Source organism: Mycolicibacterium parafortuitum, from assembly GCF_002086815.1.
Lineage (GTDB): Bacteria > Actinomycetota > Actinomycetes > Mycobacteriales > Mycobacteriaceae > Mycobacterium > Mycobacterium parafortuitum.
On the sequence record NZ_MVID01000037.1, the window covers coordinates 1 to 15,146 of the forward strand.

A 15,146-nucleotide genomic window follows, 5' to 3' on the forward strand; every position below is an offset into this window, starting at 1 on the left:
GAATGATATTTCGCGGTCAGCCCGCCCCGGCCCCCGCGGGCTGACCGCGAAATATCATTCCGGGTCCCAGATCGGGCCCCGGGCACAACCCTGGGCGATATCTCGCGGGGCGAAGGTGTCGCGCTGACTACTTGAAGTACGGGTCCAACAGAGTCGACCAGGCCTGGTCGAGCTGCTGCCATTCGTCCTGACAGCCCACCGCACGGTCCTCGGGTATGACCCCGTTGGTGACCAGGTCGGCGAAGGTGTCCGGGTTGGAGCCGTAGATCCAGCACACCAGGTTGTACACGCGCTGCATGTCCAGCGAGTGCACGTCGGCCATGGCACCGTTGTCGATCTCGGGGTTGGCCTCGCCGCTGGCGGCGAACACGCGCGCGAAATCCGTGATCGCCTGCACCGACTCCGGGTCGACCTGGCCGTCATCACCGGGGGTCAGCAGGATGTAGGCGGCCAACTGGTCGGCGACGTCCTCCTCGCGGCCCGTCACCGGGAGGTCGTAGACGGTGATCGCCATGTGTCCGACCTCGTGATAGAACGTCGCCCATTCGGCGTTGATCGCCGACGTGGTCGCGTCCGCGTCGCCTGCTTCGGTGAAGATCCGCTCGCTGTTGGAGGTGTCCTCGTAGCAGATGGTGATGGTCTTGTCGCTCGGGCTCCAGAACGCGTTGGCCTGGTCGCACTGCGCCCCCAGCAGCGGGATGTCGTAGGGCAGGTTCAGCGTCTGGTTGATGTCGTCGGCCATGTCCTCAAGCGCGTGGTCGTCCTCCAGGAGTTCCTTGCCGCGAAGCGCGTCCGGGCTCTGGGTGTCCTGGTAGCTCGCGATCATCGTGCCGCCCGCGTCCGGCGGTGCCTCCGGAACCTGCTCCGGGTCGACCTTGCCCTTCGCGGGTTCGGCCTCCGCCGACTCCGAGGCGTCCGGAGGGTCAGGGGTGTCGGCTTGCTGTTCCTGGGTGCTTGCGCATGCAACGACGAGGAGACCGGCCGCCAGCAGCGGTAACATCCGTGTACGCATAGGCTCTGCCCCTTTGCTGCGAACGCCTATTGACACGGAAGCAGATTTCTGTGGCGAGCGGCGCGACTTCGCAGTTTTCGTTCAGGACAGCACGAGCTCGAAGATCGGGATGACCCGGTCGGTGCGCTTCTCGTACTCACCGAACCCCGGTGCTCGCTCGACGATGCGCGGATAGACGCTGTCCCGCTCGTCGCGGGGCAGCTCCCGCGCGGTCGCGTTCTTCGGCGGATCCGCGCCGATCTCGACGGTGACCTCCGGGTGCGCGCGAATGTTGAACGCCCACGCCGGGTCTCGGTCCCGCCCAGCCGAGGAGCCCACGATGTAGACGTGGCCGTCGATGTCGAAATACCCGGTCGGGGTGGTCCGTGGTTGCCCGCTCTTGGCGCCGATGGCGGTCAGCAACAGCAGCGGGAATCCCTCGAACTGGCCGCCGACCTTGCCGCCGTTGGCCCGGAACTCGTCGATGGTGCGCTGGTTGAAATCCCGTTCGCCGGCCCGCGCCTCGTCAGCCATGACCTCCATGGTGCCCCCGCCGGCGGTTCCGCACCCCCAATTTCACAACCGCGCTGCGCGCCCGCCGGGTCCGGACGAGGATGGCGGGATGGAGCACGTCACCTTCATCCCGACGCCTGAGCAGTTCCGGTACACGTTCGGCGGGGCGGAGCCGGTGATGCGGATCAAACCGCAGACGGTGCTGACGCTGTGGGCCGAGGACGCCTACGGCGGACGGATCACCAGCGCGGCCGACGTCGCGTCCGCGGTGCTCGACACCCCGGACCTGAACCCGCAGACCGGTCCGTTCTATGTCGAGGGCGCCGAACCCGGCGACACCCTGGCCGTCCACCTGGTCGATCTGACACCGGCACGCACGTGGGGCGCGTCCACGCTGATCCCGTTCTTCGGCGGCCTGACCAGTGTGCCGGTCAGCCCGACGCTGCAGGACGCCCTGCCGGAACGCACCTGGATCTACGAATATGATTCCGCAGCAAAAACATTGGCGTTCAACGCGCACGGCAGCGAGTTCAGCGTCGCACTGCCGTCCAACCCGATGCTCGGCACCATCGGCGTCGCACCCGACCGGCGGGAGGTCCGTACCTCGCTGGTGCCCGACATCTTCGGCGGCAACATGGACACCCCCGAGATGGCCGCGGGCGCAACGTGTTATCTGCACGTCAACGTCCCGGGAGCGCTGTTCTCGCTCGGGGACGGGCACTACCGCCAGGGCGAGGGCGAGTCGTGCGGGACCGCGGTCGAGGGCGCGATGCACGTCACCGCGATCGTCGACCTGATCAAGGGCGGCACATCGGCGTGGCCCCGGCTGGAGACCGACACCCACCTGATGTGCATCGGCTCAGGCCGCCCGATGGAGGAGGCGTGGCGGGCGAGTCAGGTCGAGATGATCACCTGGCTCGGCGAGCTGTACGGCCTCGACCGGTACGACGCGTACCAGCTGCTGACCCAGATCTCGCTGTGCCCGATCGCCAACGTCGTCGACACCAACTACAGCACCGTCACCAAGATCGACAAGCGGCTGCTGCCGCCGGCACCCGCCTACGGCGGTCTGCACTCCGAATTGCGCTCTGCTGCAGCCGCACTGGGCACCATCAACTACTGAGGAGACAGGTATGGATCTCGGACTTGCCGGCAAGCGCTTCGTCGTCAGCGGCGGCACCCGCGGCATCGGACGCGCGATCGTCGAGGGGCTGCTCGCCGAGGGCGCCTCGGTCGCGTTCTGCGCGCGCACCCCGGAGGACGTCGAGCAGGTGCAAGCGCAGTTGAAGGCCGGCGGCGCGACCGCAGTGGGCGCCGCGGTCGATGTCGGTGACGCCGCGGCGGTGGAAGCGTGGGTGAACGCGGCGGCCGGCATGTTCAGCGGCCTCGACGGGGTGGTGTCCAACGTCAGCGCGCTGGCCATCCCGGAGACCCACGAGAACTGGCGCACCACCTTCGAGGTCGATCTGATGGGCACGGTGAGCATGGTCGACGCGGCGCTGCCCTACCTGCTGGAGTCCGATGCGGGATCGATTGTGACGGTCTCGAGTGTGTCCGGCCGCGAGGTCGACTTCGCCGCGGGTCCCTACGGCACGATGAAGGCCGCGATCATCCATTACACCCAGGGGCTGGCCTTCAAACTCGCCGCGCAGGGGGTGCGCGCCAACTCCGTCAGCCCTGGTAACACGTACTTCCCGGGCGGGGTGTGGCCGTCGATCGAGGAGAACGACCCGCAGCTGTTCGCCGCGGCGCTCGCGCTCAACCCGACCGGCCGGATGGCCACGCCCCAGGAGGTGGCCAACGCGGTGGTGTTCCTGTCCAGTTCGGCGGCCAGCTTCATCACCGGGACCAATCTGCTCGTCGACGGCGCGCTCACCCGCGGCGTGCAGTTCTAGCGAGGCTCAGTCGAAGTACTCGCGGTCGGCGGAGTGCACCGCCGCGCGTACCGCGGTGGCCAGGTCGGCGATCCGGCCGGGATCCTCGGGTAGTTGCAGGATCGAGAACCGCAGCAGCCCTTCGGTTTCGTTGACGAAGGATCTGGCACCGGCAGCGGCGACGATCCCCTGCCGCGCGAGGTTGATCAATGCCGAGGTCTCGTCGGGCACCCGGACCCAGACGACGAAGCCGTCCGGGCTGGCGGTGGCCCGCAGTCCGACGGCGGTGAACGCATCGAGCGCGGACTGCCGCCGCAGCCGGTAGCGGCTGCGGGTGCGGGCCGTCGCGAGCCCGACGTCGGGGTCGTCGATCAGGTGGGCCAACGCGTTCTGCAGGATGCGGCTGTTGGACGCCATCCCGAAGCTGCGCAGCCGTACGGTGCGTTCGATCAGGTCGGCGCTGCCGCCCAGCACGGCGGTGCGCAGGTCGATGCCGAACGCCTTGCAGTAGCTGCGGATCCGCAGCACCCGGTCGGGCAGGTGGTGTCCCAGCGTGGCCGGTTCACCGGACGCCAGCGGGCCGGCGCTGTCGTCTTCGACCACCCAGGCGCCGGTGCCGACGATCTCGGCCAGTTCCCGTGCGCGGGCCGCGGTCAGCGCACCGGTCATCGCGTAGGCGCCGCTGGGTTGCAGCACCAGCGCGGTGGCGCCGCGGCGGATCGCGGCGGAGACGGATTCCACGGTCGGGCCCTGGTCGTCGGCGCGGATGCCGAACGCCTCGATGCCGAGTTGGCGCAGGATGTCGAGATAGCCCGGGCTGACCGGTTCTTCGACGCCGACGGGCCCGCCGGACGCCGCCGCCGCGGTCGCGAGCACCACCGCTTCGGTGCCGCCGCCCACGCAGTTCCATCCCTGTGCGGCAAACGGCCAGCTGGCCTCGACGGCGCGCCGCAACCGGTCGGTGATGTACGCACGCTCGGGATTGTGCAGATCTGCTGTCGCACCCAGGCTCTCGGCCACCGCGACGGTCAGGTCGGGTTGCAGCGCCGGGTCGGGGGTCACCAGTGCGAGCTCGACGGCGGGCCAGTCCACGGGCTCGCGGCTGGGCAGTGGCCGGTTCAGGTCGGCGACGACGGTGCCGCCGCGGCGCCGGGTGTGCAGCCGCCCGCTGTCGCGGACCCGGCTCCACGCGGTCATCACGGTGCCGGGGCTGACCCCGGCGGCGCGGGCGAAGTCCCGGATCGTCGGCAGGTGGGATCCGGGGCGTAGCTCCCCTCCGTCGATGAGCCGGGTCAGCCCGTGTCCCAGGTCTTTCGACGACGTGGCCCGCAGCCGCTGTGCCAGCCAGACGGCGTCGACCTGCTCGGACACGTCAGCCCCGCTCCGGCAGAGCAAGCCTGCTGCGCAGGTCGTGGTCGGTGGCCGGTTTCCACAGCCCCCGCTCGGCGAGCAGCGGCATCACCTGGTCGGCGAACTGCGCGATCCCCGATCCGTAACCGATCATGAATCCGTCGGCGGCGCCGGCGACGAACCACCGCTCCAGTTCGTCGGCGACGGCCTGCGGTGATGCGGTCAGCGCGAAATGCCCGTGCTCCAACGCAATCCGTTCCAGCACCTCGCGCAGCGTGACACCGGGTTCGCGGGCCCAGTTCAGGTAGATCTGGGCGCGGCTTCGGCGTCCGGCCGAGGCCGCCAGGTCTGCGTCGGTCGGGAGGTGTGACGCCGGGATCGATTCGTCCAGTGCGAGGTTGGCGAACTGGAAGCGGTCAGACTCACGCAGCACGGCACGGCGGGCCTTCTCCAGCAGATCCGGGGTGACGTGGCGGGAGCGCACTCGGCGGGCGTCGGCGGCGTCGGCACCGAGGAATGCGCGGAACCCGGGCATGACCAGTACCTCGTCGGGGGCGCGACCGGCCGCGGCGACCTCGGCGCGCAGCCGCGTTGCGAAATCGATCCCCTGCTCCAGATCGGGTGCGGCGACGAACACCACGTCGGCGTTGCGCGCGGCGAACGCGATACCTTCAGGGGACGCACCTGCCTGCACCAGCACCGGTCGCCGCGCCGGCCCCGGCTTGTCCAGCGGTCCGCTGACCGAGAAGTGTTCCCCGGCATGGTCGATGGCGTGCACCCGGGACACGTCGAGGTAGCGCCCGGCGGCCTTGTCGTCGACGATCGCGGACTCCGGAAAGCTGGCCCACAGCGCGTCGACGACGTCGAGGAACTCCTGGGCCCGCGCGTACCGCTGCGTCGGCGACGGCAGCTGTTCCAGCCCGAAGTTGCCCTCCCCGGTGAACGACGTGACGACGTTCCAGGCCACCCGCCCGCCGCTGAGCCGGTCCAGTGACGCCAGCGTGCGGGCCTGGTGGAACGGCGCGCCGAAGGTGGTGGACCCGGTGGTGATGAATCCGATGTGACGGGTGCGCGCGACCAGCGCGGTGACCAGGGTCGTCGGGTCGAACGGCAGCCGCGGGCTGAGCTGGCGCACCGGGTCGAAACCGAGGAAGTCGGCATAGAACAGCGCGTCGAACCCGGCGTCCTCGGCCCAGTTCGCCCACGCGGCGTGCTGGTCGAGGTCGGCGATGTCGGCCGGGGTGACGTCCGGGTCGCGCCAGCGGGCGATCGGCCCGAACGCGTACTCACCGGACGCCACCAACCGCAGGCTTCGCGTCATCGGCTCAACACACCCGCGCCCAGCCGGTGCGGTGCGAGCCCGTAGTGCTCGCGCAGCGTAGTGCCCTCGTAGTCCTCATGGAACACACCGCGGACCTGTAGCAGCGGCACCACGTGGTCGACGAAGTCGGCGAGCACACCCGGTGAGCTGGCGACGTGCAGGTTGAACCCGTCGGCGGCGCCGGCCAGGTACCACTCGGTGATGGTGTCGGCCACCTGCTCCGGGGTGCCGATCACCGACACATGCTGGGTTCCGTTGCGGCGCAACGCCAGGACCTCGCGAGCGGTCAGGTTGTCGCGGGCCGCGGCGTCCAGCAGCCGGTCCAGCTCGCTGGCCGCGCTGCGGCTGATCTCGGCGTCGGCGATCAGGTGCAACGGTAGCGGACGATCCATGTGGAACTCCGATACCGGGATGCCGAGCTGGCGGGCGAAGAACGACAGCCGGGTCGCATCCGGGGTCGCCTCGGTCAGCTCGTGGTGCCGCCGCTGTGCGGCCGCTTCGGTGTCGCCGAGCACGACGAAGAAGCCGGGCAGCACCTTCATCGTGTCCGGATCACGACCGGCGTCGGCTGCCCTGCCGCGCAACAGGTTCCGGTAGGTGACACCGGCGCCGAGCTCGGTCTGGTGGGTGTACACCGCGTCGGCGGTGCGGGCCGCCAGCGCGGTACCGCGTTCGGATGCGCCCGCCTGCACCAGCAGCGGCCTGCCCTGCCGTGACGGTGGCACCAGCGGCTCCCCGGCGACCTGGATGCGCTCACCGGCGACTGCGGCGGGCCGGATCGCGCCCGGCCGAAGGTAGTCGCCGGTGGCTTTGTCCCCGGCGATCGGGTCCGGTTCCCACGCCTCCCACAGCGTCAGCACGGCGTCGACGAACTCCTCGGCGCGCGCGTAGCGCTCGTCCTTCGGATCCGCCTGTGCGGCAGAGAAGTTGCGGGCGGGCCGGTCCCCGGCGGTGACAACGTAGTTCCACGCTGCCCGGCCGTCGCTGACCAGGTCCAGCGATGCGACCTGGCGGGCCAGGTTGTACGGGTCGTTGTAGGACGTCGACGCGGTCCCGATCAGGCCGATCCGCTCGGTGCGCCCGGCGATCGCGGTCAGCGCGATGAACGGGGTCAGGGCCCGCCACGGGTGGTGCCAGTACGCGTCGTCCCACGCCGGGGTGTCGGCGAGGAACACCGCCTGGAACTTTCCGCGCTCGGCGAGTTGGGCGGCCTCCACGTAGTGGTGGTGCGACACGAACCACGACGGGTCGCGGTCGTCGAGCCGCCACGATCCCTTCGCCGTCCCGCCGGGAAGCAGGTTCAGGTTGAGGATCAGGCCCTGGTTGCCGAGGGCACGGTCACGAGGTCCGGGCATACTGCCGTCCCTCCCTGCGCACCGGATCCAGCACTTCCGACACCGTCAGCGACAGGCTCGATTTCCACTGCGCCAGCGTCAGCTTCGCCGGCGCGACCTGAAGCAGCACCTCGTCGACGTAGTCGAGCTCGGGATCGTTGCGCAACCGCTCACGCACCAGTTCGGGGTCGCCGAACCACGGTTCCCCGTCACCGTTACGGACATGCACGTCGATGGCGTGCTGCCCGGCCAGCTTTCGCGCCTCGGCGGTCGTCTCGGCGACGATGACCGACCGTGACGCCGCGATGCGCTGGTGCTCACCGGCCTCCGACCGGAACGCGTCGATCGCCTCGCTGTGCCGGGCCAGGTTGCCCTGGTAGTTCAGCGCTTTCGACGAGCGCAGCAACAGGTTGTCGCCGACCCGGCCGATCTCGCGGGCGTGCTCCGGATCGCTGGCCACCCGCCACAACCGCTGCGGCAGCGTCCCGGCCGGCGGATACAGCCGGCGCCCACCGCCGAGATCGACCCCGCCCAGGATCCTGCGCAGGTGCGCCACCTTGTCGGCGTACACCCGCAACCGGTCGTCCCAGTCGACGCCGAACGGCCCGAACGCCCAGTCCTCCAGCCCCGAACCCAGACCGAGCTGCAACCGGCCACCCGAGAGCGCATCGGCGATCACCGCATCCTCGGCCACCCGGATCGGGTTCTCCAGCGTGATCACGACGACGCCGGCGCCGAGCTTGATGGTGCTCGTGCGCTGGCTCGCCGCGGCGAGGAACACCAGTGGCGACGCGATGGTGCCCTTGTCGGACCGGAAGTGATGCGAGGTGATCCACGCGGTCGACAACCCCAGCTGCTCGGCGTGCTCGATCAGATCGAGCCCGTCGTGGTACTGCCGGACCGGGTCAGCGTCGGTGTCGTTGAGCCGGAAGAAGATCCCGAAGTCCGGCAACCCGCCGCTACGACGCGGTGTCATCGCCGAGCCAGGTGTCGTAGGCGTAGAAGTTCACCATGCCGCGCGGCGCGTCGAGCCACCGCTCGATCTCGTGCACCCGGCTGGTCGCCGCCGCGTTGTAGCGCTCGGTGTAGAGCGGCAGCGTGGTGACCTCGTCGATCAGCGCGAACTGGGCGACCTTGTCGTAGGCGGCCTTGCGGTCGTCCTGCTCCAGCGCGGTGCGCCCGTCGGCCAGCCAGCCGTCGACCTGCGGGTCCTCCAGCTTCGGGCCGTTGATCGCGCCGCCGGTCTCGTAGATCTTCTCCAGCACCACGCCGATGTCGACGCCGCCGACCGCGCGCGGGAACGCCTCGTAGGCATTGGTCTCACGGACCACGTCGACGGTGCCCTCGTCGCGGAACTGCAGGTCGACCTCGACGCCGGCGTTGGTGCGCAGCTCGGCCTGGTAAGCCTCCAGCACGGTGGACAGCGGCGGCTTCGGCTCGGTCGCGATGACCCGGACGGTGAGACGGTGCCCGGCGGCGTTGGTGCGGTAGCCGTCGCTGTCGCGGCCGGTCCAGCCGGCCTCGTCGAGCAGCCTGTTGGCCTCCTCGATGTTGCCGCCGTAGGCGTTCTCGAACTTGGCGTCGTAGAACGGGCTCTGCGGCCCGACGATGCTCCACGCGCGGTCCGAGCTGCCCTGCAGCACGGTGTCGATGATCGGGTTCAGGTCCACGGCCTCGCGCAGCGCACGCCGGACCCGCACATCCTTGGTGTTGTCGCCGGTGACGTTGAAGTACAGCGAGTACGGCGACACGTTGGACGGCTTCCACTCGAACTGGAAACCCTCGACACCGTCGAACTGGTCGATGTCTGCAGGCGCGACCTGTGCGATCGCATCGACCTCCCGCGAACTCAGCAGGCCCGCACGTACATTCGGCTCAGGGATGATCTTGACCACGATCTCGTCGAGGTAGGCCGGGCCGGCGTGCTTGGCCAGCGCCGACGGCCACGTGTAGTCGTCGTTGCGGGTGAACCGCAGCTCGGCGCCCTCGACCACCTCGCTCAAGACGAACGGCCCGGTGCCGGCGATGCCGACACCGCCTGCGGCGGCGTCCGGGTTCTGCAGCGACTTCGGCGAGATCTGCGCGCCCTGGATCGAGGCCAACGTGTTCAGCCAGTTCGCGGTCGGCTCGGACAGCACGGTGCGCACCGTGTACTCGTCGACGACCTCGGTGGCCACCAGGTTCTGGAAGGTGCTCTTCGCCGTCGACGGCGCGTACTCCTTCTCGGTGGTGATCTTGTCGAAGTTCGCCTTCACCGCCGCGGCGTTGAACGGCTCACCGTCGTGGAATTTCACGTCCTTGCGCAGCGTGAACGTGTAGACCAGCCCGTCGGGCGAGCGGTCCCACTTCTCGGCCAGCCACGGGTGGATCGACTCGTCGTAGTCGATCGCGACGAGGCTGTCGAACGCGTTGCGCAGCACCTGCACCTCGACGCAGCAGCCGCGCACGTGCGGGTTCAGCCCCTCTTCGGGGTACTCGCCCTGCGCGACGGTCAGGGTGCCGCCGTGCACCGGCTCACCGTTTCCGCCGCCACTCGTCGTTTCGCTGCCGCACGCGGTCAGCGCCAGCAGCGCGGCCACGGCGAGCACGACCCAGCGCAACACCGGGTTCACGGGGGTTCTCCAACGGGACATGTCCAGTTCCATTTCTGAAGGGGGCAGCACACCGTGTGCCGCCGGGTGGTCGAAGGATTCTCGAAGGGGCTGAATTGCGCTCAGGCGCAACAGGAACAGGAGTGCAGACAAGTCACTGGGGCCTCATCGTTCGCTCGCTCACAGTGTCGGCACCGCCTTGAGCAGGGCCTGCGTGTACGGGTCACGCGGGGTGTCGAACACCTCGTCGGCGGTGCCCTCCTCGACGACGCGACCGCGGTGCATCACCAGCACCCGGTCGGCGACGTGGTGCACCACACCGATGTCATGGGAGATGAACAGCAGCGCGGTGTTTCGCGCGGCACGGATCTCCAGCAGCAGGTCGAGGATCTGCGTCTGGATGGACACGTCCAGCGCGGACACCGCCTCGTCGCAGACCAGCAGGTCCGGGTCCGAGCCGAGGGCCCGTGCGATCGACACCCGTTGGCGCTGACCACCGGACAGCGAGCGGGGATGCCGGTCGATGACGCCGGCAGGCAGGTGTACCAGATCGAGAAGCTCGCGGATCCGGGCGTCGCGTTCGGCGCGGCCGTGGTGTCCGAGAGCGACTGTCTCGGCGATGATCTCGCGCACCGTGTAGCGCGGGTCGAATGAGCCGACGGAATCCTGCGCGACGAGTTGCACCGCGCCCAGGCGCGGCCCCTCGTGCCCGCGGCGGCCGGTCCAGCGCCGTCCGTCGATCTCGACGTGTCCGGCGTCGGGGGTGAGCAGCCCGGTCACGATCCGCGCGACGGTGGACTTGCCGGACCCGGATTCCCCGACCAGACCGACGATCTCGGCGCGGCGGATGGCGAACGTCACGTCGGCGGCGGCGGTGAACACGCTGCGACGCCCCTGCCGGTAGAACTTGCCGACGCCGGCGATGTCGGCGACGACCTGCGGTCCTATCGGGACGGGTTGCGGCGCGGGCGCTTCCGGATCGCTGAGCCGGCGACCGCGGGTGTCGCGGCCGGGGACGGCGGCGACCAGACGGCGGGTGTAGTCGTGCTGCGGATTCCCGATCACGTCGGCCACCTGGCCGCGTTCGACGACGCGGCCGTTGTGCATCACGATCACGTCGTCGGCGACCCGCGACACCACGGCCAGGTCGTGGCTGATCAGCAGCACCGCGCGGCCGTCGTCGGCCAGGGTGCGCAGCAGCGCGAGGATGCGGGCCTGCACGGTCACGTCCAGCGCGGTGGTCGGTTCGTCGGCGATCAGCACGTCGGGGTGCCCGGCCAGCGCCGACGCGATCAGCGCGCGCTGGCGCAGCCCGCCGGAGAGCTGATGCGGATAGTTTTTGCGCCGGTACGGCGGGTCCGGGATGCCGACCGAGTCGAGCAGTTCCTCGACGGCGGCGACGCGTTCGCGGCGCGGCACCCGCAGCGCCTCGGCCACTTCGGCCTGCACGGTGCGCAGCGGGTCCAGCGAGGTGAGCGCGTCCTGCAGCACGAAACCGATCTGCGCGCCGCGCACCCTGCGCCAGTCCTTGTCCCGGTATCCGCGGGCGTCGGCGCCGTGGATGTCCAGGGTGGTGGCCTCGATGCGGCTTCCCGCGCCGGCCAGCCCGACCAGGGTGCGCGCGGTCACCGACTTGCCGGAGCCGGACTCACCGACGATCGCGAGCACGCGGCCACGGCGCAGGGTGAAGTCGACGTCGGACACCACCGGCAGCGCGGCGCCGTCGGCGGCGCGCACACTGTCGAACGACACGGTCAGGCCGGCGACCTCGACGAGGACGTCGCCGGTGCGGCCCCGCGGCGGGGTGACGATGTCGGAGGCGGCGAGGGTCACGACTGTGCCCTCCGCTCGAAACGGCGCTGCAGGTTTCGTCCCGCGATCGACACGCTGACCACCGTGATGGTGATGAACAGACCCGGGAAGAAGCCGACCCACCAGGCGATGCGCAGATCCTGCCGGGCGTCGGAGAGCATCGAACCCCATTCCGGCAGCGGCGGAGTCGGCCCGAACCCGAGGAAGCTCAGCCCGGCCGCGCCGATGATCGCGGTCCCGATCCCGAGGGTGGCCAGCACCGGCACCGTGCCGAGCGCGTTGGGCAGCACGTGCCGGAACGTGCGCCGGGTCGCCGACGCTATCGCGAGCCGGGACTGTACGACGTAATCCGATTCGCGGACCCTCAGCGTCTCGGCGCGCACCACGCGGCCGTACCGGGGCGCCGACGCGATCGCGATGGCCGCGATGACGTTTCCGGTGCCGGGGCCGATCAGCGTGATCAGCATCAACGCGAACAGCAGATCGGGGAACGCGCCGACGGCGTCGAACACCCGCGAGATCGCCTCGTCGACGCGGCGGTGCGAGACTCCGGCGATCAGGCCGAGCAGCACACCGATCACCACCGCCAGCGCGGTGGAGGCCACCCCGATCAGGATCGAGTAGCGGGCCCCGTGCACCACCCGTGACCACACGTCGCGGCCCAGGTGGTCGGTGCCGAAGATGTGCTCGAAGCTGGGCGCGGCCAACGCGTTCGACATGTTGCTGGCCAGCGGGTCGCGCCCGGTGAACAGCCCGGGGAACAGCACCGCGATCACCAGCAGCGCCAGGATCGACGCGGCGATCAGCAGGGCGGTGTCGCGGAAACCGGCCAGACCCGAGGACAGCGAGCGGCCCGGGAATGCGGAAGTGGTTCTGGGAATCGAGGCCATCAGCGCACCCTCAGTCTCGGGTCGATCCACAGGTAGACGATGTCGACGACGGTGTTGACCGCGACGTACAGCGTGACGGCCAGCAGCGTGATGCCCAGCACCACCGGCACGTCCTGTCGGGTCACCGCGACGACGGTGGCCTGCCCGATCCCGGGCCTGCCGAACACCTGCTCGACGATCACGGTGCCGGTGAGCATGCCGCCGACCGACCAGCCGGCCAGCGTGGCCGCCGGGATCAGCGCGTGGCGCAGCCCGTGCCGGATCTTGAGCTGCCACGGGGAGATACCGCGTGCCAAAGCGGTGACGGCATAGGGCTGTTCGAGGGATTTCTCGATCCCTTCGCGCAGCACCTGGGACAGCACCGCGGCCAGCGGCAGCCCGAGTGTCAGGCTGGGCAGGATCAGGTTCTCCAGCTTCGACCCGCCGACCACCGGTAGCAGCCCCAGCTGGAACGACAGCACGGTGATGAACACGATGCCGAGCCAGAAGGTCGGGATGGACGCGAAGGTGAGCTCGCCGAGGTAGGCGATCCGCGTCCCGATACCCTTGCGGCCCGCCGTGGTCACCGACAGCGCCAGCGCGACCACGACGGCGATCAGCGTTGCGGCACCGGTGAGTTGGGCACTGGCGACCAACCGGTGGCTGAACAGGATGTCGGCGACCGGCACGCGCTGGACGTAGGACATGCCGAAGTCGCCCTGCACCAGCCGGGTCAGGAAGTCGAAGTACTGCACCAGCAGCGACTTGTCCAGGCCCCATTGCGCTTCGATGGTGGCCCGCAACTGCGGGGTGTCGAACTCACCCATCAGCAGCGTGACCGGATCGCCCGGGGACAGGTGCACCGCGACAAACGCCGTCGTGGCCGCCAGCCACAGCACCACCACCGCCGCGAACAGCTTCTCCGCGATGTAGCGGAGTTGGTAGGCGACACCGGCCCAGCGGCCGGCGTCGCGGGGCGGTGGGACGCGCGCGGCGTCCTGCGCCACCGCGGCGTCGGCGCCGGGCGGACTCGTGGGTGAGGTCTCGAGGACGGTCATCAGACGGTGTGCGTCGGCATCAGCCGAACGCTGCCTCCTGCCGTACCTTTCCCGTCCCACCCGCGGAGTGGATCCGCTTGACCGGCACATGGTCCTCGAAGCCGTCGGCCGGGCGCTCCAGGCCGAGGGTGTCGCGCAGCGTCGTGCCCGGGTACTCGGTGCGGAACAGACCCTTGCGCTGCAGCAGCGGCACCACGTGGTCGACGAATTCGACTGCGACGTCGGGGAGTTGGGCGGACATGACGTTGAAGCCGTCGGCGGCACCGGCCTGCACCCAGGTCTCGATCTGGTCGGCGACCTGCTCGGGGGTACCGATCGCGGTGACGTGGGTCAGGCCGCCGCCCTGGCGGGCCAGGATCTGGCGCACCGTGAACTTCTCCCGGCGGGCGGTGCTGATCAGCGCCGCGAAATGCCCGCCCTGCGCGCCGAGTTCACCGTCGGCGGGTACCAGGTCCCAGGGCAGTTCCTTGTCCAGCTCCAGTGCCTCGACCGGGACACCGACCTGCAGCGCCAGTGCGTTGATCGCGAAGCGCTCGGTGTGCAGTTCGCGCAGTTCGATCTCCCGCTTGCGGGCTTCGGCTTCGGTGGGCGCGACGAGGGTGATCAGGCCGGGCAACACCCGGACGGTGTCGGGATCCCGGCCCCAGTCCGCGGCACGGTCGCGGACGGTGTTGCGGAACGCGATCGCGCCCTCGATGGTCGGCTGCACGGTGTAGACGGCGTCGGCGAACCGGGACGCCAGCCCGATGCCGTCCGGGGAGGATCCGGCCTGCACCAGCACGGGATGTCCCTGTGGGGAACGCGGAAGCGGCAGCGGCCCAGCGGTGTTGACGTACTCACCGACATAGTCGACAGCCCGGATCCGCGCCTCGTCGACGTAGGTTCCGGTCTCGCGGTCGGCCACCCACGCGTCGTCGGCCCAGCCGTCCCACAAGGCGATGACGGCCTCGACGAATTCGTGGGCCCGCTGGTAGCGGGTGTCGTGGTCAAGCCCGTGCTCGCGGCCGAAGTTGCGGGCGACGTCGTCGCCGTTGGTGGCCACGATGTTCCACGCGGCGCGGCCGTTGGAGATGTGATCGAGGGTGGAGATCCGCCGGGCCAGGTTGTACGCGGAGTTGTACGAGCTCGATCCGGTCGCGACCAACCCGATGTGGCTGGTGTGCTGCGCGACGGCGGCGAACGCCAGCGTCGGGTCCAGGCCGCGGAACGGCCGGTACTCGCCGCGGTAGCGCCACACCGGGGTGTCGGCCAGGAACACCGCGTCGAACTTGCCGCGTTCGGCGACCTTCGCGCACTCGATGTAGTGCTCGAGGCTGCTGTACTGGCGGGCGTCGCCACTGCCGGCGCGCCAGGCGCCGGGAAAGACTCCGCCGGGAATCAGGTTGAGGTTCAGGGTGATCGAGTCATGCGGGAATGTCATGTCGTACCTCTTC

Annotated in this window: 13 protein-coding genes; 2 read left to right on the top strand and 11 right to left on the bottom strand. The window is 69.9% G+C overall.

All coding sequences use genetic code 11. The features are described 5' to 3' along the window. Positions 1–127: 127 nt before the first annotated feature. Together BST38_RS26705 and BST38_RS26710 are read right to left on the bottom strand one after the other, a co-directional pair. Positions 128–1,012, bottom strand: a complete 885-nt coding sequence (locus BST38_RS26705; protein WP_083146549.1) for a DUF4344 domain-containing metallopeptidase — start codon at positions 1,010–1,012, stop codon at positions 128–130. 81 nt (positions 1,013–1,093) lie between these two features. Next, positions 1,094–1,525 (bottom strand): nitroreductase family deazaflavin-dependent oxidoreductase, encoded by a 432-nt coding sequence (locus tag BST38_RS26710; RefSeq protein WP_083146587.1) that lies wholly within the window; start codon positions 1,523–1,525, stop codon positions 1,094–1,096. 88 nt (positions 1,526–1,613) lie between these two features. Between BST38_RS26710 and BST38_RS26715 the strand changes: the two genes are divergently transcribed. Both BST38_RS26715 and BST38_RS26720 read left to right on the top strand, forming a co-directional pair. Continuing rightward, positions 1,614–2,627: an acetamidase/formamidase family protein gene (locus tag BST38_RS26715; protein ID WP_083146550.1), complete on the top strand. Its 1,014-nt coding sequence runs from the start codon at positions 1,614–1,616 to the stop codon at positions 2,625–2,627. A gap of 10 nt (positions 2,628–2,637) precedes the next feature. Beyond that, the gene (locus tag BST38_RS26720) at positions 2,638–3,399 is read left to right on the top strand and encodes an SDR family NAD(P)-dependent oxidoreductase (protein WP_083146551.1); all 762 of its coding nucleotides are present in this window, start codon (positions 2,638–2,640) and stop codon (positions 3,397–3,399) included. A gap of 6 nt (positions 3,400–3,405) precedes the next feature. Here the strand turns inward: BST38_RS26720 and BST38_RS26725 are convergent, their stop codons facing one another. From BST38_RS26725 to BST38_RS26765, 9 genes are all read right to left on the bottom strand, one after another. Beyond that, entirely contained in the window at positions 3,406–4,749 is a 1,344-nt protein-coding gene (locus BST38_RS26725; RefSeq protein WP_165761662.1) for an aminotransferase class I/II-fold pyridoxal phosphate-dependent enzyme, read from the bottom strand. 1 nt (position 4,750) lies between these two features. Further along, entirely contained in the window at positions 4,751–6,049 is a 1,299-nt protein-coding gene (locus tag BST38_RS26730; protein ID WP_083146553.1) for an NtaA/DmoA family FMN-dependent monooxygenase, read from the bottom strand. Beyond that, positions 6,046–7,404 (bottom strand): NtaA/DmoA family FMN-dependent monooxygenase, encoded by a 1,359-nt coding sequence (locus BST38_RS26735; protein WP_083146554.1) that lies wholly within the window; start codon positions 7,402–7,404, stop codon positions 6,046–6,048. The genes BST38_RS26730 and BST38_RS26735 overlap by 4 nt, the downstream gene beginning before the upstream one ends. Beyond that, positions 7,388–8,359 (bottom strand): LLM class flavin-dependent oxidoreductase, encoded by a 972-nt coding sequence (locus BST38_RS26740; protein WP_083146555.1) that lies wholly within the window; start codon positions 8,357–8,359, stop codon positions 7,388–7,390. Before BST38_RS26740 ends, BST38_RS26735 begins: the two co-directional genes overlap by 17 nt. Further along, entirely contained in the window at positions 8,343–10,016 is a 1,674-nt protein-coding gene (locus BST38_RS26745; protein ID WP_165761663.1) for an ABC transporter substrate-binding protein, read from the bottom strand. The genes BST38_RS26740 and BST38_RS26745 overlap by 17 nt, the downstream gene beginning before the upstream one ends. A gap of 138 nt (positions 10,017–10,154) precedes the next feature. Continuing rightward, the gene (locus tag BST38_RS26750) at positions 10,155–11,807 is read right to left on the bottom strand and encodes a dipeptide ABC transporter ATP-binding protein (RefSeq protein WP_083146557.1); all 1,653 of its coding nucleotides are present in this window, start codon (positions 11,805–11,807) and stop codon (positions 10,155–10,157) included. Further along, a complete protein-coding gene (locus BST38_RS26755) occupies positions 11,804–12,676 on the bottom strand; it encodes an ABC transporter permease (RefSeq protein ID WP_083146558.1) in 873 nt (290 codons plus the stop codon). The genes BST38_RS26750 and BST38_RS26755 overlap by 4 nt, the downstream gene beginning before the upstream one ends. Continuing rightward, positions 12,676–13,713, bottom strand: a complete 1,038-nt coding sequence (locus BST38_RS26760) for an ABC transporter permease (protein ID WP_083146559.1) — start codon at positions 13,711–13,713, stop codon at positions 12,676–12,678. The genes BST38_RS26755 and BST38_RS26760 overlap by 1 nt, the downstream gene beginning before the upstream one ends. 19 nt (positions 13,714–13,732) lie before the next feature. Next, entirely contained in the window at positions 13,733–15,133 is a 1,401-nt protein-coding gene (locus BST38_RS26765) for an NtaA/DmoA family FMN-dependent monooxygenase (RefSeq protein WP_083146560.1), read from the bottom strand. Positions 15,134–15,146: the final 13 nt, after the last annotated feature.

Coding starts and splice junctions, on each gene's coding strand:
- BST38_RS26740 (WP_083146555.1), bottom strand. CDS start 8,359: ATGACACCGCGTCGTAGCGGCGGGTTGCCGGACTTCGGGATCTTCTTC.
- BST38_RS26710 (WP_083146587.1), bottom strand. CDS start 1,525: ATGGCTGACGAGGCGCGGGCCGGCGAACGGGATTTCAACCAGCGCACC.
- BST38_RS26730 (WP_083146553.1), bottom strand. CDS start 6,049: ATGACGCGAAGCCTGCGGTTGGTGGCGTCCGGTGAGTACGCGTTCGGG.
- BST38_RS26760 (WP_083146559.1), bottom strand. CDS start 13,713: ATGACCGTCCTCGAGACCTCACCCACGAGTCCGCCCGGCGCCGACGCC.
- BST38_RS26745 (WP_165761663.1), bottom strand. CDS start 10,016: ATGTCCCGTTGGAGAACCCCCGTGAACCCGGTGTTGCGCTGGGTCGTG.
- BST38_RS26715 (WP_083146550.1), top strand. CDS start 1,614: ATGGAGCACGTCACCTTCATCCCGACGCCTGAGCAGTTCCGGTACACG.
- BST38_RS26765 (WP_083146560.1), bottom strand. CDS start 15,133: ATGACATTCCCGCATGACTCGATCACCCTGAACCTCAACCTGATTCCC.
- BST38_RS26705 (WP_083146549.1), bottom strand. CDS start 1,012: ATGCGTACACGGATGTTACCGCTGCTGGCGGCCGGTCTCCTCGTCGTT.
- BST38_RS26735 (WP_083146554.1), bottom strand. CDS start 7,404: ATGCCCGGACCTCGTGACCGTGCCCTCGGCAACCAGGGCCTGATCCTC.
- BST38_RS26755 (WP_083146558.1), bottom strand. CDS start 12,676: ATGGCCTCGATTCCCAGAACCACTTCCGCATTCCCGGGCCGCTCGCTG.
- BST38_RS26720 (WP_083146551.1), top strand. CDS start 2,638: ATGGATCTCGGACTTGCCGGCAAGCGCTTCGTCGTCAGCGGCGGCACC.